This is a genomic window from Amycolatopsis stemonae, assembly GCF_054781455.1.
Genome location: NZ_BAAGUJ010000006.1, coordinates 123,303 through 146,515 on the forward strand (window position 1 = coordinate 123,303; position 23,213 = coordinate 146,515).

At 68.8% G+C, this 23,213-nt stretch carries 24 protein-coding genes; 11 read left to right on the forward strand and 13 right to left on the reverse strand.

The features are described 5' to 3' along the window. Positions 1–3: 3 nt before the first annotated feature. On the forward strand, positions 4–1,365 hold the full coding sequence (locus ACYVLJ_RS23275) for an NAD-dependent succinate-semialdehyde dehydrogenase (RefSeq protein ID WP_460440271.1): 1,362 nt from the start codon (positions 4–6) through the stop codon (positions 1,363–1,365). Between the two features lie 38 nt (positions 1,366–1,403). Here ACYVLJ_RS23275 and ACYVLJ_RS23280 read toward each other — a convergent pair whose 3' ends face one another. The 8 genes from ACYVLJ_RS23280 to ACYVLJ_RS23315 all read right to left on the reverse strand — a co-directional run bounded on the left by ACYVLJ_RS23280 (position 1,404) and on the right by ACYVLJ_RS23315 (position 8,413). Continuing rightward, positions 1,404–2,714: a tyrosine-type recombinase/integrase gene (locus ACYVLJ_RS23280; RefSeq protein WP_460440272.1), complete on the reverse strand. Its 1,311-nt coding sequence runs from the start codon at positions 2,712–2,714 to the stop codon at positions 1,404–1,406. A gap of 80 nt (positions 2,715–2,794) precedes the next feature. Next, positions 2,795–3,004 (reverse strand): helix-turn-helix domain-containing protein, encoded by a 210-nt coding sequence (locus ACYVLJ_RS23285; RefSeq protein ID WP_354844607.1) that lies wholly within the window; start codon positions 3,002–3,004, stop codon positions 2,795–2,797. Positions 3,005–3,014: 10 nt separating this feature from the next. Further along, entirely contained in the window at positions 3,015–4,655 is a 1,641-nt protein-coding gene (locus tag ACYVLJ_RS23290; RefSeq protein WP_460440273.1) for a replication initiator, read from the reverse strand. Continuing rightward, the gene (locus ACYVLJ_RS23295) at positions 4,652–6,235 is read right to left on the reverse strand and encodes an FtsK/SpoIIIE domain-containing protein (RefSeq protein ID WP_460440274.1); all 1,584 of its coding nucleotides are present in this window, start codon (positions 6,233–6,235) and stop codon (positions 4,652–4,654) included. Before ACYVLJ_RS23295 ends, ACYVLJ_RS23290 begins: the two co-directional genes overlap by 4 nt. 321 nt (positions 6,236–6,556) lie before the next feature. Continuing rightward, complete coding sequence (locus tag ACYVLJ_RS23300) at positions 6,557–6,877, reverse strand: helix-turn-helix domain-containing protein (RefSeq protein WP_460440275.1); 321 nt, start codon at positions 6,875–6,877, stop codon at positions 6,557–6,559. Further along, positions 6,874–7,137 (reverse strand): AMED_5909 family protein, encoded by a 264-nt coding sequence (locus ACYVLJ_RS23305; protein WP_460440276.1) that lies wholly within the window; start codon positions 7,135–7,137, stop codon positions 6,874–6,876. Before ACYVLJ_RS23305 ends, ACYVLJ_RS23300 begins: the two co-directional genes overlap by 4 nt. A 556-nt stretch (positions 7,138–7,693) precedes the next feature. After that, positions 7,694–8,155 carry a hypothetical protein gene (locus tag ACYVLJ_RS23310; protein ID WP_460440277.1) on the reverse strand — a complete coding sequence of 154 codons (462 nt, stop codon included), beginning with the start codon at positions 8,153–8,155 and terminating at the stop codon, positions 7,694–7,696. A gap of 24 nt (positions 8,156–8,179) precedes the next feature. Further along, the gene (locus ACYVLJ_RS23315; RefSeq protein WP_460440278.1) at positions 8,180–8,413 is read right to left on the reverse strand and encodes a hypothetical protein; all 234 of its coding nucleotides are present in this window, start codon (positions 8,411–8,413) and stop codon (positions 8,180–8,182) included. Positions 8,414–8,662: 249 nt separating this feature from the next. Between ACYVLJ_RS23315 and ACYVLJ_RS23320 the strand changes: the two genes are divergently transcribed. Next, positions 8,663–9,406, forward strand: coding sequence for an XRE family transcriptional regulator (locus ACYVLJ_RS23320; protein WP_460440279.1), 744 nt, complete (start codon positions 8,663–8,665; stop codon positions 9,404–9,406). Between the two features lie 8 nt (positions 9,407–9,414). Beyond that, positions 9,415–9,885 carry an NUDIX hydrolase gene (locus tag ACYVLJ_RS23325; RefSeq protein WP_460440280.1) on the forward strand — a complete coding sequence of 157 codons (471 nt, stop codon included), beginning with the start codon at positions 9,415–9,417 and terminating at the stop codon, positions 9,883–9,885. 45 nt (positions 9,886–9,930) lie between these two features. Here the strand turns inward: ACYVLJ_RS23325 and ACYVLJ_RS23330 are convergent, their stop codons facing one another. From ACYVLJ_RS23330 to ACYVLJ_RS23340, 3 genes are all read right to left on the reverse strand, one after another. Continuing rightward, positions 9,931–10,650, reverse strand: coding sequence for a hypothetical protein (locus tag ACYVLJ_RS23330; RefSeq protein WP_460440281.1), 720 nt, complete (start codon positions 10,648–10,650; stop codon positions 9,931–9,933). Positions 10,651–11,643: 993 nt separating this feature from the next. After that, entirely contained in the window at positions 11,644–12,048 is a 405-nt protein-coding gene (locus tag ACYVLJ_RS23335; RefSeq protein ID WP_460440282.1) for a hypothetical protein, read from the reverse strand. Positions 12,049–12,090: 42 nt separating this feature from the next. Then, positions 12,091–13,377: an ABC transporter substrate-binding protein gene (locus ACYVLJ_RS23340; RefSeq protein ID WP_460440283.1), complete on the reverse strand. Its 1,287-nt coding sequence runs from the start codon at positions 13,375–13,377 to the stop codon at positions 12,091–12,093. Positions 13,378–13,506: 129 nt separating this feature from the next. On the opposite strand from ACYVLJ_RS23340, the gene ACYVLJ_RS23345 reads away from it, so the two are divergent. Both ACYVLJ_RS23345 and ACYVLJ_RS23350 read left to right on the forward strand, forming a co-directional pair. Further along, positions 13,507–14,529, forward strand: coding sequence for a LacI family DNA-binding transcriptional regulator (locus tag ACYVLJ_RS23345; protein ID WP_460440284.1), 1,023 nt, complete (start codon positions 13,507–13,509; stop codon positions 14,527–14,529). A gap of 102 nt (positions 14,530–14,631) precedes the next feature. Beyond that, complete coding sequence (locus tag ACYVLJ_RS23350) at positions 14,632–15,000, forward strand: DUF742 domain-containing protein (protein ID WP_451984883.1); 369 nt, start codon at positions 14,632–14,634, stop codon at positions 14,998–15,000. Here ACYVLJ_RS23350 and ACYVLJ_RS23355 read toward each other — a convergent pair. Next, positions 14,987–15,817 carry an alpha/beta fold hydrolase gene (locus ACYVLJ_RS23355; protein ID WP_460440285.1) on the reverse strand — a complete coding sequence of 277 codons (831 nt, stop codon included), beginning with the start codon at positions 15,815–15,817 and terminating at the stop codon, positions 14,987–14,989. The two genes, ACYVLJ_RS23350 and ACYVLJ_RS23355, sit on opposite strands and share 14 nt — an antisense overlap. Positions 15,818–15,838: 21 nt before the next feature. After that, a complete protein-coding gene (locus ACYVLJ_RS23360; RefSeq protein ID WP_460440286.1) occupies positions 15,839–16,450 on the reverse strand; it encodes a TetR/AcrR family transcriptional regulator in 612 nt (203 codons plus the stop codon). Between the two features lie 32 nt (positions 16,451–16,482). Between ACYVLJ_RS23360 and ACYVLJ_RS23365 the strand changes: the two genes are divergently transcribed. From ACYVLJ_RS23365 to ACYVLJ_RS23390, 6 genes are all read left to right on the forward strand, one after another. Continuing rightward, the gene (locus ACYVLJ_RS23365) at positions 16,483–17,346 is read left to right on the forward strand and encodes a Rossmann-fold NAD(P)-binding domain-containing protein (RefSeq protein WP_460440287.1); all 864 of its coding nucleotides are present in this window, start codon (positions 16,483–16,485) and stop codon (positions 17,344–17,346) included. 105 nt (positions 17,347–17,451) lie between these two features. After that, positions 17,452–18,780 carry a purine-cytosine permease family protein gene (locus tag ACYVLJ_RS23370; protein ID WP_451984875.1) on the forward strand — a complete coding sequence of 443 codons (1,329 nt, stop codon included), beginning with the start codon at positions 17,452–17,454 and terminating at the stop codon, positions 18,778–18,780. A gap of 9 nt (positions 18,781–18,789) precedes the next feature. Beyond that, positions 18,790–20,331, forward strand: coding sequence for a hydantoinase/oxoprolinase N-terminal domain-containing protein (locus tag ACYVLJ_RS23375; RefSeq protein ID WP_451984873.1), 1,542 nt, complete (start codon positions 18,790–18,792; stop codon positions 20,329–20,331). Beyond that, on the forward strand, positions 20,331–21,401 hold the full coding sequence (locus ACYVLJ_RS23380; protein ID WP_451984871.1) for a DUF917 domain-containing protein: 1,071 nt from the start codon (positions 20,331–20,333) through the stop codon (positions 21,399–21,401). The genes ACYVLJ_RS23375 and ACYVLJ_RS23380 overlap by 1 nt, the downstream gene beginning before the upstream one ends. Next, on the forward strand, positions 21,398–22,492 hold the full coding sequence (locus ACYVLJ_RS23385) for a DUF917 domain-containing protein (RefSeq protein WP_460440288.1): 1,095 nt from the start codon (positions 21,398–21,400) through the stop codon (positions 22,490–22,492). The genes ACYVLJ_RS23380 and ACYVLJ_RS23385 overlap by 4 nt, the downstream gene beginning before the upstream one ends. After that, the gene (locus tag ACYVLJ_RS23390; RefSeq protein WP_460440289.1) at positions 22,489–23,199 is read left to right on the forward strand and encodes an SDR family oxidoreductase; all 711 of its coding nucleotides are present in this window, start codon (positions 22,489–22,491) and stop codon (positions 23,197–23,199) included. The genes ACYVLJ_RS23385 and ACYVLJ_RS23390 overlap by 4 nt, the downstream gene beginning before the upstream one ends. Positions 23,200–23,213 lie beyond the last annotated feature (14 nt).

Below are 23,213 nucleotides of genomic sequence, written 5' to 3' on the forward strand. Positions count from 1 at the left end.
GCCATGTACTCAGTCACCAACCCCGCGACCGGGGACCTGGTGGAAGAGATCCCCAACGCGACCGACGAGGAGGTCCGCGCCGCGATCGACCGCGTCCACGGCGAGTTCGCGGCCTGGCGGGCCCGGCCCGTCGCCGAGCGGGCGGCCGTCGTCCTGCGCGCGGCGGAGCTGTTCGCCGACCGCGCCGACGAGCTGGCCGCGATCATGACGCTGGAAATGGGGAAGCGGATCAACGAGGGCCGCGGCGAGGTCGGCGTCGTCGTCGACATCTTCCGGTACTACGGCGAACGCGGCCCGGAGCTGCTGGCCGACGAGCCCCTCCCGATCCGCGGCGGCGAGGCCGTGCTGACGAAGGAGCCGATCGGGGCGCTGCTCGGCGTCATGCCGTGGAACTTCCCGTGCTACCAGGTCGCCCGGTTCGTCGCGCCGAACCTGGTGCTGGGCAACACGATCCTGCTCAAGCACGCGTCGATCTGCCCGCGTTCGGCGGCGGCGATCGAACAGGTGCTGCGCGACGCCGGCGTGCCTTCGGACGCCTACGTGAACGTGTTCGCCTCGAGCCGTCAGGTGCCGTGGATGCTCGCCGACCCGCGCCTGGTCGGGGTGTCGCTCACGGGCAGCGAGCAGGCGGGCATCTCGGTGGCGGCGGAGGCCGGGCGGAACCTGAAGAAGTGCGTCCTCGAGCTCGGCGGATCCGACCCGCTGATCGTCCTGGACACCGACGACCTGGACGAGACGGTCAAGGTCACGGCGACGGCCCGGATGCGCAACTGCGGCCAGTCGTGCAACGCACCGAAGCGGATGATCGTTTTGGGCGAGCTGTACGACGAGTTCGTCGACCGGCTGGCCAAGCGGGTGACGGAGTACTACGTGCCGGGCGACCCGGCCGACCCGGCGACGACGCTCCCACCACTGGCGTCGATCGCGGCAGCGGACGAAGTGGCGGCCCAGGTCGAGACGGCGATCCGCGAAGGCGCAACCCTCCGGGCGGGCGGCCGGCGCGTCCCCGGCCCGGGCGCGTACCTGGAGGCCACGGTGCTCACCGACGTCACGCCGGAAATGGCGGCGTACCACGAGGAAATCTTCGGCCCGGTGGTCCTGGTGTTCCGCGCGGACACGGAGGAGGAAGCCATAGCCCTGGCGAACGACACCCCGTTCGGCCTGGGCGCGAGCGTGTTCGGCACGGACCGCGCCCGCGCGGTGCGGGTGGCCCGCGCCATCGAGGCGGGGATGGTCTACCTCAACAAATCGGGCGGCTCGGAAGCGGACCTGCCGTTCGGCGGCATCAAGCGATCCGGCATCGGGCGCGAATTGGGGCCACTGGGCATCGAGGAGTTCATGAACAAGAAACCGATACGCCTCTGACCTGCTGTTTTGTTGCGTTTGGTCCCACCAGGCCGTCGTCAGGCCGTCTCGGAATCCTGGGCCGTCTGGGGCGGCCGGCGGGGCTTGAACACGCGGTTGGTCGCCGCGCGGGCACGCTTGTGGCTCGACGGGACGAGGTGGGTGTAGATCCGGAGCGTGTAGCCGGGGTCGTGGTGGCCGAGGTACTCCGCGACTTCCTTGATCGACACGCCGTTGGCGAGCATCGTGGACGCGAAGAAGTGGCGCATGCCGTGCATCCCGTCCCGGCGGTCGACGTACTCCAGGCCAGCACCCTTGAAGGCCGGCCGCCAGATGTCCTTGGTGAAGTTGGAGCCCTTGATCACGTTGCCGATCGGCTGTTTGGCGTAGACGCTCCGCTTGGTCACCCGGCCGATCAGCACGCGCGCGGTCTCCGGCCGGCCACCGGGTTCGAGCCAGGGGAGCGTCAGCGTGACAGGCTCGAAGGTGGCCATGTAGTCGTCGATGTCGTCGAGCACGCCTTGCCCGAGCGGCACTACGCGCGTCTTGCCACCCTTGGGCGGCGAGAACACGGGCTGAGTGCCGATCCACCGGATCTGACGCTGAACGTTGACGATCATCTCGTCCCGGTCGACGTCGTCCGGGCTGAACCCGAAGATCTCCATCTGGCGGAGCCCGAGCCCGGCCCCGAGCGGCACTGTGACGGTGTACTCGGCGGGCAGAGCGAGCCGCACCGCGCGGACCCGGCTGTCCGGCCACGGGATGACCTTCCGCTGGACGGGCTTGGGCCGCTTGACGCTCTTCGCCCGGCACGGGTTCGCCCGGATCTTCTTGTCGTCGTAGGCCGCCTGAAGGATGGCGGACACGGTGTCGAAGAGCACCGCGCGGGTGGACGCCATCAGGCCGCGCCCGCCTTCGCTCTTCGGCCGTTCCAACCAGTCGAGCCAGTCCCGAATGGTGTCGGTCTTCGCAGCCACCTTGAGCGGCTTATCCCCGAGGAACGGGAAGATCCCGGTCTTGAGGTGGTTGCTCACGGTTTGCCGGGTTCCTGCGTCCGCCGACTGGCCCTTACGCCACTGGGCCGTGTAGTCGCGGAACTTCTCTTCGCCGGACTCGGCCGAGATGTACTCACCGGCGAGCACGTCGTGTTGCATCTTGGTCAGGAAGGTCTTGGCCTTCGTGAGTTGCTTGTCCGGAAAGGACTTGCTCCGCTCGTTGCCCTCGGGGTCGTAGTACCGGACCTTGTACCGGTCGCCCTTGCCGAACAGTTCGGTCTTCTCGCGGACGGGGTGACCCTTGGCATTGAAGACCGGCTTGTCGTGCTCGTCCTTCTTCTGCCGCCACCACCGGTCTTGTACGTGGCCTTTCATCGTTTCTCCTATCTTGGCTGGGTTTGATGCGGATTCACCCCATGTCCGAGTTTTCGGGCATGGGGTGAATCCGGGATCTGTTATGCGGCACCGTCATGGCCGAGCTGGTCGATCCAGGCTCGAACCGTGTCGGGGGAGTACCGGACGTGCTTGCCCATCCGAAGCCACGTGGGGCCGTAGCTCTTGAAACGCCAGTCCCGCAGGGTCTTCTCGGGTATCCCGAGGAAGGTGGCCAAGTCCTCAGGCGTCCACAGGCCCTCGATGCTCACCACCTTGATTCGTGCACTCATATCTGCCCCCTCAGGCCGCCAGAGATGGAGTTGCCGAAGTAACTTCGCCCGGTGGTCCGGCGGCGAGTAGCGCTAAGTCGTACTCGGCCTTCCACGTGATCCGCTCCGAGATGGCTCGCATGACCAGCTGGTCCCGTGGCGGGCAGTGGGTGTCGCCGGGCTCGACCTTGCGCCACACGAACCGATCCGGGGCCGGTTCCGGCTTGCTGATCCCGACCGCCGCCAACGCCGAGAGCACGAAGCCCCGGCGGTCGGCCTTGTGGTCGGCGACCGTCTTGCCGGACCACTTGCGCGAAACCAGAACCCGCCGCCCCGGAAGCCCGAGCGTGGACCTCCGGTGAGCGCGTCCCTTGCAGTGCCCCGGGGTGGTCTTCCCGTTGGCTCCCTTCGGGTTAATCCCGTACAACAGCCAGACCGCGCAGCGCGGCGAGCACGGCGTCACGGCCAGGTGGGTGTGCAGCATGTCGTGGTGGTCCTGCTGCCCAGTGGTGTCGGCCTCCACGACCTCACCCGTGGACTTCGTCAGGTACTTGGTCAGATAGCCGATGTGACGGCCGGCCTCTTCCGTCCCGCCGAGCAGGCCCTTCGAGTGCACCTGCGCGCCGAAGGTCACGACATGCGCGGGTGCCTCCACAGCATCCACCGCGTCATCCCAGGCCGTCAGCGGTTCCCGTGTTTCCGGGTCCACAAAGGAACGCGAATCGGGGTCCCACAATGGTTTCCGGTCCGTGTATACCATCTCGTCATGCGCAGGCCACCAGACCTGGTGATAGGTGGCCTCGGTGACCAGGCGGATGGTGTCGTGCGAGATCGCCCCTCGCAACGCCGCGTGCAGGTGCGGAGCGGCCCGCTTCTGCGGTTCGACCGTGGCGAAGTACTGCACGTCCCAGCCGACGACGCGGCGCAGGTTCTGCCACCACCGATCCACCAGCGCCGCGAAGTGCACCGCATCCCGAGCGGCCCGCCGGTAGTCATACGACGCCGGATCGGCCGGGGACCCATCGGGCCGGACGCGGCCGTAGGTGTCGCAGGTCAGCGTGACGAACATCGACGGCCGGAACTTCCCTGAGAACTCACGCCCCACCGTCGTCTTGCTCACCTTCCGTCGAGGCAGGTTCGGCGCGTCCTGTCGCCGCTTCGTCGACCGCTTCACCGCCTTGCGTTCCGGCACGTCCAGGGCTGGCAGGCGCCCGGTCATCCCCGAGGCCCGCAGCTCCGCATCGACGCCCGCGACCTCTGCCCGCAGCTCTTCCGCCTCGACCTCATCCCCGGCTGCCGCCACGTCCCGGTAGTGCGCGGCCAGGTCGGCCCGGTAGGTCAGCAGCTCGGTTTGTGTCTCCGAGGGCTTCTCGCGGGTGATCACCGGCTCTTCGGTCAGGTGCCAGCCTTCCCGGCATTGGGCCTGTCGCAGCGCCTTCGCCTTCCGGGCACACGGCAGGCAGACCGATTCGACGGTCGAGCCGCATGGGACGGGGACGTAGCGGACTTCGCCGGTTTCGGTGTCGCCGACCTCCATCGTGAACGGCCGGGTACACACGCCGTGCTTCTCCGCCGTGGCCTTGACGACGTCGGCCGAAAGGGCACCGCGGATTCGCTCGACCGGGGTGGCCGGCACCGCCGGGGCCTGCGGGTTTTCGCTGGTGGTGGTCATGCCGACCTCCCTTCGCCCGTGCGTCGATCGGCCAGGCTGATCACCTGGGCGCCGCCGTTGGTGACGTAGTGCTCCAGTTGCTTGATCGTGTGATCGGGCACCCACCCGGCCCGCACGCGCAGCGGTTCGCGGATGCCTTCGCCCCAGACGTAGCCGACCCCGGCCGCCGATTCCGGGATTCGGTTGGCCCACGCCCCGCGCTCGTATGCGCCGTCGCCGAGGACCATCGGGACCTGCGTCTTCGAGGTCAGCCGCATCGCGATGCGCCGGGGCAGCAGCTCCCGCACCGGCACCGTGTCCTTCGTCGGCTCCTGCACGTAGCCCCGGACCGTGAACCCGAGCGCCCGGCCTTGGGTGGTCAGGATCGCCACCTTCTCCACGATGGCGTCGCGGGTCTTGCGGTCGGTGTACTTGGTCAGCGCGCCGATCTCGTCGAACTCCAGCAGCTCCACCGGGTAGTCGGTGGAGATCGGGACCTGCCGGGTGTGCCCGGCGAACTCGCGCTTGCGCCTGTCCAGCTCGTCCAAGAGCGCGTCAAGGACCTGGACCGCTTCCTGTCCGCTCTGGCCGTAGCGGGCGAAGATCCCGCGTCCGTAGGACAGCTCCATCGCTTTCGGATCGATCCCGGACACCCGGACCAGACCGGCCCGGATCGCCGAGGCCGCCGCGACCAGCGGGCACCACATCACCGAGTTCTTGCCCGATCCGGTGGCCCCGGCGACCAGGGTGTGCGCGCCGGTACCGACGAGGGGGAGCCGCCAGGGCTTGCCGTATTCGGTCGACCCGGCGAACACCGCCCGCAGGTCGACCCCGGTACCGTCCACGGCGACGAGGTCCGGCACCGGCAGGCACGCGACCGGCGAGGCGAGGAGGTCTCGGCGCATGAAGTCGATCGACACGACGTCGGGCTCGAGTTCCCGGATTTGGCAGCGGGTGACCTTCCGCGCGACTGCCAGCGCGCGGGCACCGTCGTCGAAGTCCTCCGGCTTCTGGCCCGGTACCAGCCGTACCCGGACCTCATCCCACGAGGCCCCGGACCGGACCGACAGCAGCGCAGGCACCGCGACCGAGCGGTCCTGACTGCGGGCAACCGTGTTCCGGCCCCGTCGACGGCCGACCAGGGACACCGTGACGTCGACCGGCACCGAGGCGTCCCGAACCACCAGGTTACACGCGGTCAGCCAGCCGGCCAGCTTCCGGCCGTAGAGCGCCCACCGCAGCCACCACGAACGCAGCCACCGGCCGCACCACTGGTCATAGCTCACCGCGTCCAGCCGCCACCAGACGAGCTGCACTAGGCCGAGCACGACGAGGGTGACCAGGAGCGAGAGCCCGCCCAGCCACCGGCACCAGCCCCACGCCGCGACGAGGGTGAGGCAGGTCCGCCAGTGCGTCACGAGTTGCCGGACAATCCAGCCGACCGCGCGCGCCAGGCCCCAGAGCACCATCCCGAAGACCGCGAGCGCGGCCAGCATCTCTGCCAGGCCGGCCAGGGCACGCCCGATCTTCGCCAACACCCACAGCAGCACGGCCAGGCCGCCGCCGACCGCCATCAGCGTCATCACGCTGTGCGCGTCCATCAGTGACCACCCCGCACATCGGCCGTGCGGATCTCCAGCGGGAGCATCCCCAGGCACGGGGCGCACTTGGTCTCCCCGGGCAGCAGGCGGGCGAACTTCTTGCATTCCGCGCAGCGCATCCGGGTGACCCCGGTTGACTGGCGTTGGTTGTCATCATTTATCGTTCGCATTGTTCACTTCTCCAGTGGACAGACGCAGAACCGGAACAGGTTGGTAGCCAAGGGCCGGTTCTGCGTTCTAAAAGGGACACTTGCGGGCACGTGGGGACGCGTTTATCCGCCACACGTCCCCACGTGCGGAATGCTTGATATTCAGTTCTTCTCAGACTTGCCGGTACTGTCCTCGTGAGCGGAGCTGGACCCCCTCGGCGAGCAGGATGTTGCGGGTTTGGTTGTAGCTCATGCCATACGTGGCAGCGACTTGCCGGATCGTCTGTCCGTGCTCGTACGCGTTGACCAGACCCGGCGGAGTTGCCGGCAGGCGGATCTTCGGCGGCCGCAGCGCAACTCCGGCGTCGATCAGGGTGGTGCGCACCTTTCGATAGCTGAGCGGAAGCTCTGCCGCCAGAGACTCGATCGTCTCACCGTCGGAATAGCGCTTGACCAGGTCGATGACGACTGCCGGGTCTATCTCGTCAGTCACTTCTCCTCTCCGAAACTCGATCGCCATTCCGGCTTTCTCGTCAGCTTCTCGACCTGACGCATTTCGTAACCAACCCAGTACAACGCCTCCCAGTGGTGACGCTGATCGGTCTCCGCGACCCGCTCGTACATCGCCGCGTTCGCCCGGTGAAACGCCACCCACTCCGAGGTCTTCGCGTCGACCTCGGGACGCAGCACGAACACCGCCTCCCGGGCGTCAGCCAGCGTCACAGCCTCGTCCCGCGCCTGGACCACCGTCACCGACTCCATCAGGCCCGACCGGTGCCGCCGCGCGAGCCGTCAGCAGCGCCGCCAAGTCGTCCACCCCGTCGCGGAGTTGGCGAAGGAATGCCACGCAGGCCGGCCACTGCTCCAGGTCCTCCGGGACCGTCAGCGAAACCACCGACGTCGCCCCGGTCACGACCAGCATTGGGGGACTGGCCGGGTGCGGTCCGGTCTCCTCGACTGTCACCGAATCCCGGGACTCGACCCTCCACGTCACGCCGAACCCGTCGACTCGAAGCACCATCACCATCTGCCTTACTTGCCCAATCCCGTGCCAGCTCGGCGAACCCCTCGGCTGCCGACTCCAGAGCCGCGACACACCACCACGGCAGACCCCGCGTCCGCGCCAGCTCATGCCACGCCCGCGACACCCGCCGCGCCGCGTTCGACGTGTTGAGCGACGACGTGGTCGAGAAGACCCGCGAGCCGTGCTCCCACGCCGCCATGTAATCGCGGTACGCCGATTCCCACGCCCGGACCAGCTCACTGAACGCCGCAGCATCGCGAACCGGCCCGGACGCGTTCATCCCGCTCACGCTGCCTTGGTCGCAGCTTCGCCAGCCGTGGCGGAGCGCGCGGACTTCGAGCCCGAACCACTCCCGGCTGCCTTGAAGCCGGTCGCCCGGAACGTGTACGACTGGTACTTGAACTCGCCCTGGCCCGCCACCTTCGGCTCCGCCGTCAGCCCCTCCAGCTCGATCGGGCGCATGCCGGGCAGCGCTTCCGAGGTCGAGGGGACCGGCTGGACGTCAGCCAGCAGCGTGATCTCGAATGAAGCCCGCTTCGCCTTCGTCTCGTCCGGGTCGGTCACCGTCGCCTTCCACTGCCGCTTGCCGGTCACCTCGTCCACCCGCTGCCGGGTCGGGCGGCCTGCCGTCCGGTCTTCGCGAGACTGGTACTCCGTGTCCGCCGTAACTTCTCCCACCATGACGAGCCCCTGAGGGAACGCCTGGTCAAACGCGATTTCGAACCTGAAACCCTTGGTGATAGCCATTTCGTTAGCCCCTAGATGTCGTTCTCAGTCAGTAACTTCTGGCGTGTCGTCGCCACTGTCGACTTGTGCCGTTGTCGAGTTCAGGACGGCTCGTACCTCTTCGAGTTCTCTGCTCAGCACCGCAATGGCGTCCGAATCCACGAGCAGGACCACCGGGAACGCCTTGCCGAACCGAATTTCCGCTCGGTTCGCGTAGGCGAGGGCGCGGACCCGGATGGGAAGGTCTGCCGTGACGTGGATCTGGACCGTGTCGCGCATGTCGGTCGCGCCTACGCCGCGAGTCGGCGGAGCGCCCGTGTTCCCGCATCGCGTGACCGGCCGTCGAGCACGGACCCCGCGCTTCGAGTCGTCATGCCTGCCTTCCTTTCGGTTCAGTCGCCGGGCGGACCCCGGCAATCTGACTTCCAATCTCCGGCAAATGGCGGGACATGATCACCACGTGGCGGGACATCTCGGGACGTCCCTGGTACGGTCGAAGACGTCCCTAAAAGTCCCAGGGGGGTGCTGATGCCGAACGAACGCCTGCGTGACGCGCTGCTGCGCAACGGTCTGACGTTGGAACAGGTCGCCAACGCCGTCGGCGTCGATCACAAGACCGTCGAACGCTGGATCACCAAGGGGCGCCTGCCGTACCCGAAGCATCGGCACAAGATCGCCGCGATGGCGCGCGAGTCAGAGACCTACCTATGGCCGGACTCGATCGCACCGGCGCGCAAGGCCGAGACGGCGGCAGCGGAAGTCGTGCGGGTGTTCCCGCATCGCAACGCCATCCCGGTCGAGCTATGGGACCGGCTGATCAAGGAGGCGTCGGAGAACGTTGAGGTCCTGGTACACGCCGCTTTGTTCTTGGTCGAGCGCCCGCGCTTCATAAAGGACTTGATTGCCAAGGCTGCGGCCGGCGCGAAGATCCGCCTGGCCTTCGGTGACCCGGAGGGTGGCAGCGTCGCGCTGCGGGGCGAGGAGGAGCAGCTCGGCGACGGGACGCTTCCAGCGCGTATCCGCAACGCCCTCGCGTTCTATCGACCGCTGATCGGTGTCGAAGGCATCGAGATGCGGTTCCATAACACGACGCTGTACAACTCGATCTTCCGGTTCGACGACGAGATGATCATCAATACGCACGTGTACGGGTTCCAGGGAGCCCACGCCCCGTCGCTCCACCTTCGGCGGCTTTCCGCCGGGGACCTCTTCGAGACGTACTCGGAGAGCTTCGAGTCAGTCTGGAACCTCGCCAAGCCAGCCACCTTCTAGGAGGCAGCATGACCCGAGTCGACTACTACAACGACCCCAACGCCCCCAAAGTGAACAGCATTGCGGTAGCAGTCTCGGCGTTCATCCAGGACGATGAAGGCCGGATATTAATGATTAGGCGCACGGACAACGATCTGTACTCAATCCCGGGTGGCCAACTGGAACTCGGTGAGACGTTGGCTCAGGCAGCGGTACGGGAGGTTCGCGAAGAGACAGGCATTGAGTGTGAGATCAACGGGTTGATCGGCCTGTACTCAGACCCAAAACATGTTATTGCCTACGACGATGGTGAGGTTCGGCAGGAGTTCTCTATCTGCTTCCGTGCTAAATATCTCGGAGGTGTTGCTTCTGTTAGCGATGAGAGTAAAGAGGTTCTTTGGGTTGCTCCTGCAGGTCTGGGTAATCTAAAAATTCACAAATCTATCGAGCTGCGCCTGTCTCATGCATTAAGTGGGGCAGATTTGCCGTATTTCACCTAGAGCTGTGTGCTGTGGCGTAATGTAGGCCGATCTGTGCCCTTGAGACTAGCTTGCTCTGTGTTGCGAAGTCTGTGTCGCGGGGCTGCCCGATGATGGTGCGGTACGCTCGCGAGCTTCCTCCTTTCGCTTATTGATAATCGCCACCCAGTCGTCCGCTAGATCGGGATTCTTCTTTCGGAATATCGCCTCCATCTCTTTCTGTGCCTCTTCATGTGTGACATCTTCGATCTCGTCCAATGCTGTCCGCGCCTCTTGGTAGAATCCTCTGTTTTCAAGGGTTATGACGAGAGCGCAGAGCCATTCGTTGTCATTCTGTGGGGTTTCGTCGAGTGCGGCTATCCCGTCCCGCACTGTCTCGACGATCGGCAAATCGATATAATCCTGATAGTAACAATTAGCCAAGAGCTCATGAGATCGCCTAAGTTTCTGGGCGGCTTGGACGAGGAGCGTTGCTGAAACCAGAGTAGCCAGGGGTATCAATATGAAGTGATTTCCCGTCGGAAAAGTGCAGCTTGCAGCGATTATTGCAGGGGAAATCGCTACTCGTAGGTCAACTTCTGACGCTAGCCGATCGTACTCTTGATAAAGAGCTGGTGCTGTTTGGGAGAGTCGAGTTGCGCCGTAGGGGAGTGTCTTTATGGCCTGCTCGATGGGGAATCCAAAAGTTCCAACGGCGGTCATTCCAGTTCTGGTGAGTCTTGAGCGAATGGCTTCAAACATCATGCTTCTCGACGTCTGGTTCAGTGGCCAGAAGTGCAAGTCCATTCTCGCGAAGAATCGTGAGATTTTCTTAAATCCCCATCGTGGGATAAACTTCCCATTTCTCGATCGGTAGCCGAGTCGAGAAATGGCAATCCCAAGTCTTCGCGCTAGTCTGCCTAGCTTAAATACCAAAGGGTTTATTGCAGTCTCAACGACACTTCCCAGTAGATAAGCTGCGCCAACTGCGGTCGCGGTGACGATCGCTCCGGATGCTGTGCTGGTTGTAAGGGTTGACGCGTATCTGACTATTTGATCACTGATCGACTTTACTGTGTCGTGAAATGTGAACACGATGGCTGCGAGCCAGATCGCCCCCGATGCGAGAGGTGCTCGCAGTTCGCGAAGGCCAGGCAGCAGTGATGAAAGAAAGCCCACGTCGTCTCCAAACGCTGCCGAAATTGGCTCTATGGGATCAAGGCGCGCCGCCAGCGGCGGCGCGCATGTCACCACCCGTGCGGCGGGTCCGCCCTCATGCGACACGGACGGCCTGCCGCTCCGCTCCGGCCGCCGGTCGCCGGGCGGCCCGCCGGAGGCCCGCCCGCGTGCGCGCGCCGCCGGGAGCCGGTTGATCCACTCGTCCCCATACGTCCAGAGACGCCGCCCGGTCGATCAGTGTTACGCCGACCGGGGCACGACCTGGTGGCCGCTCCCTCGTCAGCGATCGTTTAACACCGGCCGACCGCCATCAAGAGCGCCTGCGGCGTCGCTGCGCGATGGACGCAAGCGCCCACCCTTGACACCGGTCCTCCGGCGCTAATGGCGGCGGGGACGAGAAAGACGGGGAGGGCTGCCACCTGGCCAGATGAGGCACAGGGCAGCGAGGAGCCAGGCCGTCTACAGGCCGTCAGAAGTCCAGACAGGCCCGGACGCGACCGGACCCAACAGACGCAAAAGAGCAGGTCAGAGGCGGTACGCCCAAGAACGCCCCCAGGCCCGTTGACCGCCTGGATAGTTCATGAACAAGAAGCCCATCCGGCTCTGAGGGCTATTCGAGGGCTATTCGGAAACCTCGCCGTCCCGGATGGAGCGGGCCACCTCGCGGTCGATCTCCGCTTGCTCGCGCTCTGCGCCGGCCGCCGATGCCGACAGGCGGGCCTTCGCGCGCTGCACCTCCGCGCCGGCGCGGTCGAGCAGTTCGTGGTCGATCTCCGCGAGGGTGGTTTCGAAGTTCGCACCGGATCCCGGGAAGGATTCGAAACGGGCTTCGTAAAAGCGGATTCGCTCCTCGCGCTTGTCGGCCGAGGATTCGCGCTGGTCGGCGCGGTGCTCGCGTTCGTCGGCGCGGTGGTCGCGCTCGTCCGCCTTGCGGTCGCGCTCGTCTGCCTTGCGGTCGCGCTCGTCGGCGATGCGGTCGCGCTCGTCGGCGATGCGGTCGCGCTCGCTCTTCGCCCGCTCGTCCATGCTTGCCAGGGTACGGCCGGAGAGGACCGGCCGCCTATCGGCTCACGGGATGATGCCCCGTGAGGCCAACGCGTCCGCCAAGCGCTGCCGCAGCTCCTGAGCCGTCGCCTGGACGTCGATCTCCGCCGGTGGGGACAGCACCTTCGAGATCACCGTCGAAAGGTTCTGGTACGCCGGGGTGAGCGGGCGGACCGCCGCGTCCGTGAGGGCCGCCTGGATGTCGCCCTTCATCGGGTACTGGTCGGCCATCGTCGGGTTTTCCTTCGGGTCGGCCGGTTTCGCCGGGTCCAGCGGGCCGTTGTCGCGGTAGATCGACGCGATGCTCGGCGGGATGCCGTCCACCAGGGCCTGGTACTTCTGCGAAGTCGCGTTCCGCAGGCACAGCGCCGCTTCGAACGCTTCCGGCTTGTGCTGCGAATACGTCGACACCGCCAGGTTGAACCCGCCGATCGTGACGCGGCTGGCGCGGCCCGGGTCCACCGCCGGGTAGCGCGTCCACTTGAAGTGCGCGAGGTCCTGCGGCTTTTCCTTGGCGTAGGAGGCGTAGACGAACGGCCAGTTCAGTTCGGTCGCCGCCTGCCCGCGCTGGAACGCCTGCCGGATGTCGTCCTCCTTCTGGTTGGTCAGCGACGGGTCGGTGATCCCCGCGGTCGTCAGCTTCTTGAGCAGCTCCAGGGCCCGCACGGCGCCGTCGTCCATCACCACGGACTTGCCGTCGTCGGACAGGATGTGCCCGCCCGCGGAGGCGACCAGCGTGTTGTAGAAGACGACCAGGCCTTCGTACTGGGCGCCGGTGAACACGACCTGGTACGGCTTCCCGGCGGCCTTCAGCTGCTGCGCCTGCGTCACCAGCTCGTCGAACGTCTTCGGCGGCGACGGCGTGATCCGGTCGTCGTACCAGAGCAGCTGGACGTTCGTGTTCTTCGTGGCGCCGTACAGCTTTCCGTTCCACTTGGCGGTGGCCAGCGGCCCGGGCAGGACGTCCTGCGTGGCCGCGGCCGCGTTCGCGCCCGTCCACTCCTCGGCCCAGCCCGCCTCGGCGAACTCCGGGACCCACGTGACGTCGAGGCCGAGCACGTCCAGCGAGGTGTCCCCGGCGGCGAGCCGGCGCACCATCTGCTCGCGCTGGCCGTCCGCGCCGCGCGGCAGCTTGTTGTAGACGATCTTGTAGCGGCCCGCGGCCTCCTGCGTGCACCGGTCGACCACCGTCTGCAGGTGGTCCTCCGGCGAGATGTACAGGTTGATCGTCAGGCCCGCGGCCGAGGAGCACGCGGCGAGCGCGGAGGCGGCCAGCGTGACCGCGCCGACGACGGGAAGGAGCTGGCGCATGTCGGCCTCCTTGCCGGACAGGCAACGCTTGATTGCAAGCGCTTGCATCGATGATTAGCCTTGATCAAGGCAAGTGTCAACGCCTGATGGGAAACTGGTTGCAAGCGCTTGCGGCGAATGGGGCAGGAGATGCCGGACAAGCTCGACGACGTGGCCCGGCTCGCCGGCGTCTCGGCGGCCACGGTGTCGCGGGCCCTGCGCGGGCGGCCCGGGGTCGCCGAAGGCACGCGGACCCGGGTGCTGGCGGCCGCGGCGCGGCTCGGGTACGCGATCTCGCCCGCCGCGTCGAGCCTGGCCACCGGCCGCACCGGGACGGTCGGCGTGATCGTCCCCTACGTCGACCGCTGGTACTTCTCGCGGCTCATCTCCGGTGTGGAGCGGGTGCTGCGCGACGCCGGGACGAGCCTGCTGCTCTACAACCTCGGCGACGACCCGGGCCGCGCGCGGTTCTTCGCCGATCTGCCGCTGCGGCGCCGCGTCGACGCCGTGCTCGTGCTTTCCCTGCCGCTGACCGGGGCCGAGCGCGACCGGTTGCTCGGCGTGGGCACGCCGCTGGTCACGGTCGGCACCGAGGAGCCCGGCGCGGACTCCGTCGGCATCGACGACCACGCGGCCGCGGTGGGCGCGATGCGCCACCTCGTCCAGCTGGGCCACCGGGAAATCGCGTTCATCGGGGAGAACGCCCCGGTCCCGCTCGGGTTCACGACGCCGCTGCGACGGCTCGAGGCCTACCGCGAGGTCTACCACGCGGTGTGCCGGGAGGACGGCCGCGAGCCGGAGGCGGCGTTCGAGACCGGCGGCGGGTTTACCGTCGCGGGCGGGGAACGCGCGATGGGCACCCTCCTCGGCCTGCCGCGCCGGCCGACCGCGGTGTTCGCCGCCTCCGACGAAATGGCGTTCGGCGCGCTGCGCACGCTGCGCCGGGCCGGGCTTCGGGTGCCGGACGACGTCTCGGTGCTCGGGTTCGACGATCACGAACTGGCCGACCTGCTCGACCTGAGCACGGTCGCGCAGCCCGTGGCCGAGCTCGGCGAGCGGGCAGGGCGGTTGCTGCTCGCGCGATTGTCCGGTGGAAAAATCGCGACATCGCCGTCGATTCTCGGGACACAACTAGTCCTTCGGGGGAGTACCGCGCCACCGAAGGCGCTCTGACCAGCGGTTCTTACGGCGTTGCTCTGTTCGGTCGATTGCGGCCAAGTGGATCACCGGGTCAAATAATCGCCGACAAGGATTAATCGCCGTGAGGAGCTGGCTGTGCACTGGGGGTCCGTGCTCGAAGAAGGCGGAGCGGGGATGGTCCGCCCGTACTTCCGCACCCACGGCCGAACGCGGCCGACGCGGGATCTGCCGATCGAGACGCTGGTGTCGATCACCCAGCGCGGTCAGGCCGTGGTGCGGGGGAGCACGACGGAAGAGTCGGAGATCTGCGCGCTGCTGCGGACCTCCCAGTCGGTCGCGGAGGTCGCCGCGCGGCGGCGGATCCCGCTGGGCGTCGCGCGGGTCCTGCTGTCCGATCTGGCCGACCGGGGGCTGGTCATCGTGCACACCGCGCGCAAGAGCTCCGGGAACCGGCCCAGCCTCGAGCTGATGGAACGCATCCTCCACGGCCTCAGCCGGCTGTGAACTCCCGGATCAGCCGCGCGAGCTCGGCCGGCTGATCGAGCGGGACCAGCGTGTAGCTGTCATCGACCTCGACGAGCTTTCCCTTGGGCAGCAAGGCGGCCAGCCGCTTCCCGTGCTCCGGTGGCATCACGCGGTCCTCGGCGGCCCAGACGACCAGGACGGGCCGGTCGAACGCCGGCAGCCGCTCGGCCGCCTCGACCAGGAGGTCCGGGGCCGCCGCGGCCGCGCGCAGGACGCGGACCGTGTCGCGGCGGACGTCCGCCCGGCTCAGCAGTGGCCGGATCCAGCCCGCCGAAACGGCGTCGCCACGTTTGGTCAGCCAGCCGAACGCGATCGGGAGCCGGCGCACCGCGCGCAGCCGCATCTGCTGCATGAACGCGCCGAACAACGCCGGTGACAGCTTCCCGGTGAGGAACAGCGTCCTGCCGGTGAGCCCGGGCGGGAAGTTGTCGAAGGCGTCGCACGAGGCGAGCACCACGCGGCTGACCCGCGGAGCACCGTCCGCCATGAGCAGCTGCACCAGCGCGCCGCCGGTGTCGACGCCGACCAGGGTGACGTCCCGCAGGTCGAGCCGCTCCAGGAAGCCGGCCAGCAGGCGGGCGATGCCGGGCATCGAAAGGTCGGCGTCCGTCGGCATCGGGTGCCGGTGCGCGCCCAGCGGCAGCGTCGGGACGACGCAGCGGTGGCCCGGCAGAGTCGCGACCGGGCCGTCCCACAACGTGCCGTCCATCAGCAGGCCGTGGACGAAGACGACGACCGGGCCCGGCCCGCCCGTGTCGGTGTACTCGACGGTGCCCGCCCCCAGCGCGATTTCCATGCCAGAAGTGAACCACGCGGTTCACATTGTGTCGAGAGCTTCCTCCCGCTCCACCGCGCGCAGGAGCGCCTCGAACCCGGCGGCCGCGCCTGCGCCGTCCGGGCTGGTCAGCAGGTCCACGAGGAAGCCGCGCAAGGTCGCGAGGACCATCGAAGCGACCTCGAACTTCCGCTGGTCCGGCCAGCCGGGCGGGCAGAACTCCATGAGCGTCGGCAGGTACTGCTGGGACGCGCCGTGGCCGAGCGCCGCGTACCGGCCCGGGTCGTACATCGCCAGGCCCATCGCCTGGTCGAGGACCCGCCGCAGCTCCGACTCCTCGTCGCGCAGGCTCACCCAGGCGGCGCGGACGCGGTCGGTGAGCGTCGAGGACGTCTCGGCGACGGCCGTCAGCGCGTTGCCGATCCGCCGTTCCCGCAAGGCGAAGACCGCTTGGCGGAGCAGGTCTTCCGCGCTCGCGAAGTGGTAGAGCAGCACCTTGTGCGTCGTCCCGGCGGCCCGCGCGGCGCGCCGCAGCGAGAAGTCGACCAGGCCGTTCTCGGCGACGTCGTCGGTGACCTTCGCCAGCAGCTCCCGGCGCCGGGCCTCGCCGCGGGCCGAGCCGGTCGAACGCCGGTAGCCGGTAGCGTTGTCCATGGCCGACAGCTTGGCACGGGGAGGGGTCGTCGATGCGGGTACTGGTGACCGGGGGCAACGCCGGGATCGGGTACTTCGCCGCGGAGCAGCTGGCGTCGGCGGGTGCCGAGGTGGTGATCGGCAGCCGGGACCCGGCGAAGGCGGAGGCCGCGAAGAGCGCCCTCCGCGCGCGGGTCGCCGGGGCGAAGGTCGAGCACGTCCGGATCGACCTCGCGGACCTGGCTTCGCTCGAGGCGGTCGACCCGGGTGAGCTGGACGCCGTCGTCTGCAACGCGGGCGTCATGCTCGACGAGCCGCCGCGGCGCGAGACCCCCGCCGGGCACGAGCTGATGTTCGGCACCAACCACCTCGGCCACTTCGCGCTGGTCGCCCGGCTGATGCCGGTGCTGGCGCCGGACGCGCGCATCGTCACCACCGGCAGCTTCGCGGCCAAGTCCGCGAGCCTCGACTTCGCTGACCTCCAGAGCGAGCGCGACTACCGGCCGAAGCGGGCGTACGAGCGGTCCAAGCTGGCCCAGATGCTGTTCGCGCTGGAGCTCGACCGGCGGCTGCGGGAGGCGGGCTCGAAGCGGCTGAGCGTGGTGGCCCATCCCGGTGGTGCGCTCGACTCGCTGACGCCGTCACGGCCGCCCGTGCACGTCCGCACCGCCGGCGAGTGGCTCACGGGGCTGCCGGCCCGGGTTCTGCTGCAGGGCAAGGACGCCGGCGCGCGGCCCGCCGTCCGCGCGGTGCTCGGCCCGGACGTCACCGGCGGCCAGCTGTGGGGCCCGCACGTCTTCGGCCTGCGCGGCCGCCCGCGGCTCGAGGAACGCTGGAAGAACCTCGCCGACGACGCGGCCGCCGGGCGGCTGTGGGCGGAAAGTGTCACGCTGACCGGGGTGGACCCGCTGGGCTGAGTGCACAGCGCCGACGCCCTGGCTGTGCACATCGCACGGTGACGCCGCCGGAACCGCTGCCTACGGTGCGGGGAACCGTTCCCCTTCCCGGAATAGGAGGTCGGCGTGGCCTCAGCAGTCGGTGTCGATGACTATGCCCTCACCAGAGTGCCGGACCAGGCCCGGTACTCGTGGTGGTCGGTCGCCGTCCAGCGGTTCGGCCAGGTGTCCGCCCTGTCCCAGTTCCTGCTCGGAGCCACCGTCGGCTTCGGGATGAGCTTCTGGAACGCGGTACTGGCGTTCACGTTCGGCTCGGTCATCCTGGAGCTCATCACGATCCTCGTCGGCGTCATCGGCGTCCGCGAAGGTCTTTCGACGTCCATGATCGCCCGCTGGACCGGCTTCGGCCGCGGCGGCTCGGCGCTCATCGGGCTCGCCATCGGGATCAGCCTCATCGGCTGGTTCGGCATCCAGTCCGCGGTCTCCGCGGAAGGGCTCGTCTCGCTCATCGGCGGCCTGCCGGAGTGGGGCTGGGCGCTCGTGTTCGGCCTGCTCGTCACCGCGATCGTGGTGCGCGGCTTCCACTCCATGGCCTGGACGGCGTACGTGACCGTCCCGGCGTTCCTGGTCCTCGTCGGCTGGTCGGTCATCTCGGAGCTGACCCGCCACGACGTCGGCGCGCTCGTCTCCTCGGCCCCGCCCGGGCCGTCGCTGAGCCTGCTCCAGGGCACCACGCTGGTGGCCGGCGGCTTCATCGTCGGCGCCGTCATCACCCCGGACATGACCCGCTTCAACCGGTCCACTTCGGACGTCGTGAAGCAGACGCTCGTCGGGATCACGCTCGGCGAGTACGTCATCGGCCTCTCCGGCGTGCTGCTCGCGCACGCCGTCGGCAGCGCCGGGATCACCACGATCGTGACGTCGTCGGTCGGCTGGGTCGGGCTGCTCATCGTCATCGCCGGCACGATGAAGATCAACGACTGGAACCTGTACTCCTCGGGGCTGGGCGTCGTGAACTTCATCGGCACGGTGTCCGGGCGCAAGGCCCACCGCGGCCTGGTCACCGCGGTGCTCGGCATCGCGGGCAGCGTGCTCGCCGCGGCCGGGATCCTGGCCAAGTTCACCGACTTCCTCACTGTGCTGGGCGTCGCGTTCCCGCCGATCGCCGGGATCATGGTCGCCGAGTACTTCGTCGTGAAGAAGTGGCGCGGGGACCTGGAAGCCGCCCGCGCCCGGGGCACGGTTCCCGAAGACGCCCCGGTGTGGGTGCCCGCCACGATCGTCGTCTGGATCGCCGCGGCGCTCTTCGGCGAGTTCGTCGAATGGGGCCTGCCGAGCATCAACTCGCTCGTCGTGGCCTTCGTCCTGTACGTCGTCGCCGGGAAGCTCGGTCTGGTGCGGGGGATCGGCAGCAGCCGGACCGCCGAGACCGCTCCCGCCGTCCAGTCTGCTTAAGGAGAACCTGTGCGCATCGGCATCGACGTCGGCGGCACCAACACCGACGCTGTCCTGCTCGACGGCCGTCAGGTGCTCGCCTCGGTCAAGACCAGCACGACCGCGGACGTCACCTCGGGCATCGTCGCGGCGATCGACGGGCTGCAGCGGCAGCGCGCGTTCGACCCGGCGGGCGTGCGGGCGGTGATGATCGGCACCACGCACTTCATCAACGCGCTCGTCGAGGCCCACCGGCTCGCGCCGACCGCGGCCGTCCGGCTCAGCCTGCCGGCCGGGGCGTCGTTGCCGCCGATGGTCGACTGGCCGCAGCGGCTCGTCGACGCGGTGTCGGGGCGCAGCTACCTGGTCCACGGCGGACACGAGTTCGACGGCCGCCACATCGCGGAGCTCGACGAGAGCGAGCTGCGCAAGGCCGCCGACGACATGGGGACGGCCGGGGTGCGCAGCGTCGCGATCACCTCGGTCTTCTCCCCGGTCAACGCCGAGTTCGAAGCCCGCGCGGCGGAGATCATCGCCGCGCAGCTGCCGGACGTCGCGATCTCGCTGTCCCACGAGATCGGCCGGATCGGCTTGCTGGAACGGGAGAACGCGACGGTCATCAACGCGGCGCTGCGGGAGCTGGCCGCGCACATCGTCGACGGGCTGGCCGCGTCGGTCACCGGCGCGGGCATCACCGCGCCGCTGTACCTGAGCCAGAACGACGGCACGCTGATGGACGTCGACTTCGCCCGCCGCTACCCGGTGGCGACGTTCGCCTCGGGGCCGACGAACTCGATGCGCGGCGCGGCCGTGCTGTCCGGTTTGGACACCTGCGCGGTGGTCGACGTCGGCGGCACGACGTCGGACGTCGGTGTCCTGCGGCAAGGGTTCCCGCGCGAGGCGACCACGGACGTCAGCGTCGCCGGGATCCGCACCAACTTCCGGATGCCGGACGTGCTGTCGATCGGCCTCGGCGGCGGCAGCCGGGTGCGCGGCAACGTCACGGTCGGCCCGGACTCGGTCGGCTACGAGCTGACGTCGAAGGCCCTGGTCTTCGGCGGCGACACGCTCACCGCGACCGACATCGCGGTCGCCGCGGGCCGCGCCGACATCGGTGATCCTTCGCTGGTGTCGCATTTGGACAAGAGCCTGGTGCGTGCCGCACTGGACCGCATCGCGGCCGAGGTGTCCGATGTGGTCGAACGGATGCGGACGTCCGCCGAGCCGTTGCCGGTGGTCGCCGTCGGCGGTGGCTCCGTGCTGCTGCCGGACGAGCTGGCCGGCTGCGGCGAGGTGCACCGGCCGGAGAACTACGCCGTGGCCAACGCGATCGGCGCGGCCATCGCGCAGATCGGCGGCGAGGTCGACCGCGTCTTCGTGATCGAACCGGGCCGCCGGGAAGCCGTCGTCGAAGAGGCCAAGCAGGAGGCGATCGACCGGGCCGTCGCCGCCGGGGCGTCGCCCGCGTCGGTCGGCATCGTCGACTTCGACGAAGTACCCATCCCGTACCTGCCCGGCAACGCCACGCGCATCCGCGCGAAGGCCGTCGGCGACCTGCAGCTGGGGGCGTGATGCGCGAGATCACGGCGGACGACCTCCACGACATCGCCCGCGGTGCCGCCATCCTCGGCACCGGCGGCGGGGGCGACCCGTACATCGGCCGGCTGCTGGCGCTCTCGGCGGTCCGCTCGTACGGGCCGGTCCCGCTGGTGCCCCTGGCGGAGGTGGGCGACGACGCCGTCGTGCTGCCCGTGGCCATGATGGGTGCGCCGACAGTGATGGTCGAGAAGCTGCCCTCGGCCGAGCAGGTCGGGCTCGCCGCCCGCACGCTCGCCGGCTACCTCGGCAAGGAGCTGACGCACATCGCGTGCGCCGAGGCGGGCGGGGTCAACTCGCTCATCCCGGTCGTCGCGGCCGCGCAGCTGGGGCTCCCGCTGGTCGACGCCGACGGCATGGGCCGGGCGTTCCCCGAGCTGCAAATGGTTTTGCCGACTTTGTACGGCATCCGCGCCACCCCGATGTCCATTGCGGACGAGAAGGGCAACCGCGGGGTGCTGGACACAGTGGACAACCGGTGGGCCGAGCGGCTCGCCCGCTCCGCGACCATCGACATGGGCTGCTCGGCGATGATCAGCAACTACGCGATGTCCGGCTCGCAGGCCCGGGAGTCGCTGGTACCGGGCACGCTCAGCCTGTGCGCCGAACTGGGTGCGCTGGTGCGCGTGGCCCGGGCGGCGCACGAGGACCCGGTCGCTCGCGTGGTCGACCGGCTGGGTGGGCGGCGGCTGTTCAGCGGCAAGGTCGTCGACGTCGCCCGCCGGACGGTCACCGGCTTCGCCCGCGGCGAGGCCCGCCTGTCCGGAATGGACGACGACACCGGCGCGGAACTGGTGCTGCGGTTCCAGAACGAGCACCTGGTCGCCGAGCGCGACGGCGTCGTCGAAGCGTCGGTGCCCGACCTGATCTGCACGCTGGAGCGCGAGTCCGGCGAGGCGGTGACCACCGAAGGGCTGCGCTACGGCCAGCGCGTCACGGTGATCGCCGCTCCCGCCGACCCGCGCTGGCACACGCCGGAAGGCCTCGCGCTCGCCGGGCCGCGGTACTTCGGCTACGACATCGACCCGATCGGAGTCGCCGGGTGAGCTGGACCCTGACCGAAGACCACCTGACCGACCTCGCCCGCGGCGCCGCCGTGCTCGGCACCGGCGGGGGCGGCGACCCGTACGTCGGCCGCCTGCTCGTGCGCGAGGCCATCCGCGAACACGGGCCGGTCACGATCCTCGACCCGTCCGAAGTGGACGACGACGCCCTCGTCGTCCCGACCGCGCAGATGGGCGCGCCGACCGTGGTGCACGAGAAGCTGCCCAACGGCTCGGAACCCGTGCTGGCCCTGCGGACCCTCGAAAAACACCTCGGGAAACGGGCCGACGCCACGATGCCGATCGAGTGCGGGGGCATCAACTCGATGATCCCGCTGCTCGTCGGCGCGCGGCTCGGTCTGCCGGTCGTCGACGCCGACGGCATGGGCCGGGCGTTCCCCGAACTGCAGATGGAGACGTTCGGCGTCTACGGCGTGCCCGGTTCGCCGATGGCGATCGGCGGCGAGCGCGGCGAGACGACCGTGATCGACACCGGCGCGGACAACCGGCGGATGGAGTGGCTGGCGCGCGGCATCACCATCCGGCTCGGCGGGGTCGCGCACATCGCCGAGTACGCGATGAGCGGCGCCGACGTCAAGCGCACGGCCGTGCCGCAAACGCTTTCGCTGGCGTTGACCGTGGGCCGGACGATCCGTGAGGCACGCGAGTCCAACGAGGACCCGGTCGGCCGGCTGGCGTCGGCGTTGCGCTCGACGCCGTACCAGCACCTGCGGGTGCTGTTCCGCGGCAAGGTGTCCGATGTGGAACGCCGGACCGAGGCGGGCTTCGCGCGCGGCCGGGCGGCGGCCGTTTCGTTCGACGGCGCGCACAAGCTGGAGATCCTGTTCCAGAACGAGAACCTCCTGGCCACTGTGGACGGTGAAGTGCGCTGCCTGGTGCCGGACCTGATCTGCGTGCTGGAGTCCGAGTCCGCCGAGCCGATCACCACCGAGACGCTGCGGTACGGGCAGCGCGTCACCGTCGTCGGCATCTCGACCCCGGCGCTGATGCGCACGCCCGAGGCGCTGGACACCTTCGGCCCGGGCGCGTTCGGGCTCGCCCACGACTTCCGGCCCGTCGAGGAGATCGCGTGAGCCTCGCCGGGAAGCACGTAGTGATCATCGGCGGCGGGTCGGGCATCGGGCTCGAAGTGGCCCGGCGTGCGTCGGCGGCGGGTGCGTCGGTGCACCTCGGCGGGCGGACGCCGGAGAAGCTGTCGACCGCGGCGAAGGAGGTCGGCGGCACCTGGCAGGTCGTCGACAACACGGACCAGGGCTCGCTGGCCACGTTCTTCGGCGCGCTCGACCGCGTCGACCACCTGTTCACGCCCGGCGCGTCCTACACGGTCGGGCCGCTGCGGGAGCTCGGTGACGAGGACGCGGCCAGCCCGTTCGTGACGAAGTTCTGGGGCCAGTACCACGCTGTCAAGCACGCCGTGCCGAAGCTGGCTCCCGACGCCTCGATCGTGCTGATGTCCGGCGCGGCGAGCGTCCGGCCGCCGGGAGCGGCGCCCGCCTACGTCGCCTGCAACGCGGCGGTCGAAGGCCTCGGCCGCGGACTCGCGGTCGAGCTGGCACCGGTCCGGGTGAACGTCGTCGCGCCCGGCACGATCGACGGCGCCCTGTGGGCCGGGCGGCCGGCCGACGTCCGGGAGGCGAGTTTCGCCCAGTACCGCGCGGACACGCTGCTGCACCGCGTCGGCAAGGAGTCCGAAGTGGCCGATGCCGTGCTGTACCTGTTCGGCAGCACCTACACCACGGGGTCGACGCTCTACCCCGACGGCGGCTACGCGCTGCGCTGAGCTCGTCTACTGTG

What these genes read in the sequence shown, in the direction of transcription:
- ACYVLJ_RS23325 (WP_460440280.1), top strand. Translation starts at nt 9,415, where the DNA reads ATGACCCGAGTCGACTACTACAACGACCCCAACGCCCCCAAAGTGAAC.
- ACYVLJ_RS23280 (WP_460440272.1), bottom strand. Translation starts at nt 2,714, where the DNA reads ATGAAAGGCCACGTACAAGACCGGTGGTGGCGGCAGAAGAAGGACGAG.
- ACYVLJ_RS23330 (WP_460440281.1), bottom strand. Translation starts at nt 10,650, where the DNA reads ATGGACTTGCACTTCTGGCCACTGAACCAGACGTCGAGAAGCATGATG.
- ACYVLJ_RS23315 (WP_460440278.1), bottom strand. Translation starts at nt 8,413, where the DNA reads ATGCGCGACACGGTCCAGATCCACGTCACGGCAGACCTTCCCATCCGG.
- ACYVLJ_RS23365 (WP_460440287.1), top strand. Translation starts at nt 16,483, where the DNA reads ATGCGGGTACTGGTGACCGGGGGCAACGCCGGGATCGGGTACTTCGCC.
- ACYVLJ_RS23355 (WP_460440285.1), bottom strand. Translation starts at nt 15,817, where the DNA reads ATGGAAATCGCGCTGGGGGCGGGCACCGTCGAGTACACCGACACGGGC.
- ACYVLJ_RS23345 (WP_460440284.1), top strand. Translation starts at nt 13,507, where the DNA reads ATGCCGGACAAGCTCGACGACGTGGCCCGGCTCGCCGGCGTCTCGGCG.
- ACYVLJ_RS23310 (WP_460440277.1), bottom strand. Translation starts at nt 8,155, where the DNA reads ATGGCTATCACCAAGGGTTTCAGGTTCGAAATCGCGTTTGACCAGGCG.
- ACYVLJ_RS23275 (WP_460440271.1), top strand. Translation starts at nt 4, where the DNA reads ATGTACTCAGTCACCAACCCCGCGACCGGGGACCTGGTGGAAGAGATC.
- ACYVLJ_RS23360 (WP_460440286.1), bottom strand. Translation starts at nt 16,450, where the DNA reads ATGGACAACGCTACCGGCTACCGGCGTTCGACCGGCTCGGCCCGCGGC.
- ACYVLJ_RS23335 (WP_460440282.1), bottom strand. Translation starts at nt 12,048, where the DNA reads ATGGACGAGCGGGCGAAGAGCGAGCGCGACCGCATCGCCGACGAGCGC.
- ACYVLJ_RS23290 (WP_460440273.1), bottom strand. Translation starts at nt 4,655, where the DNA reads ATGACCACCACCAGCGAAAACCCGCAGGCCCCGGCGGTGCCGGCCACC.
- ACYVLJ_RS23380 (WP_451984871.1), top strand. Translation starts at nt 20,331, where the DNA reads ATGCGCGAGATCACGGCGGACGACCTCCACGACATCGCCCGCGGTGCC.
- ACYVLJ_RS23295 (WP_460440274.1), bottom strand. Translation starts at nt 6,235, where the DNA reads ATGGACGCGCACAGCGTGATGACGCTGATGGCGGTCGGCGGCGGCCTG.
- ACYVLJ_RS23320 (WP_460440279.1), top strand. Translation starts at nt 8,663, where the DNA reads ATGCCGAACGAACGCCTGCGTGACGCGCTGCTGCGCAACGGTCTGACG.
- ACYVLJ_RS23285 (WP_354844607.1), bottom strand. Translation starts at nt 3,004, where the DNA reads ATGAGTGCACGAATCAAGGTGGTGAGCATCGAGGGCCTGTGGACGCCT.
- ACYVLJ_RS23340 (WP_460440283.1), bottom strand. Translation starts at nt 13,377, where the DNA reads ATGCGCCAGCTCCTTCCCGTCGTCGGCGCGGTCACGCTGGCCGCCTCC.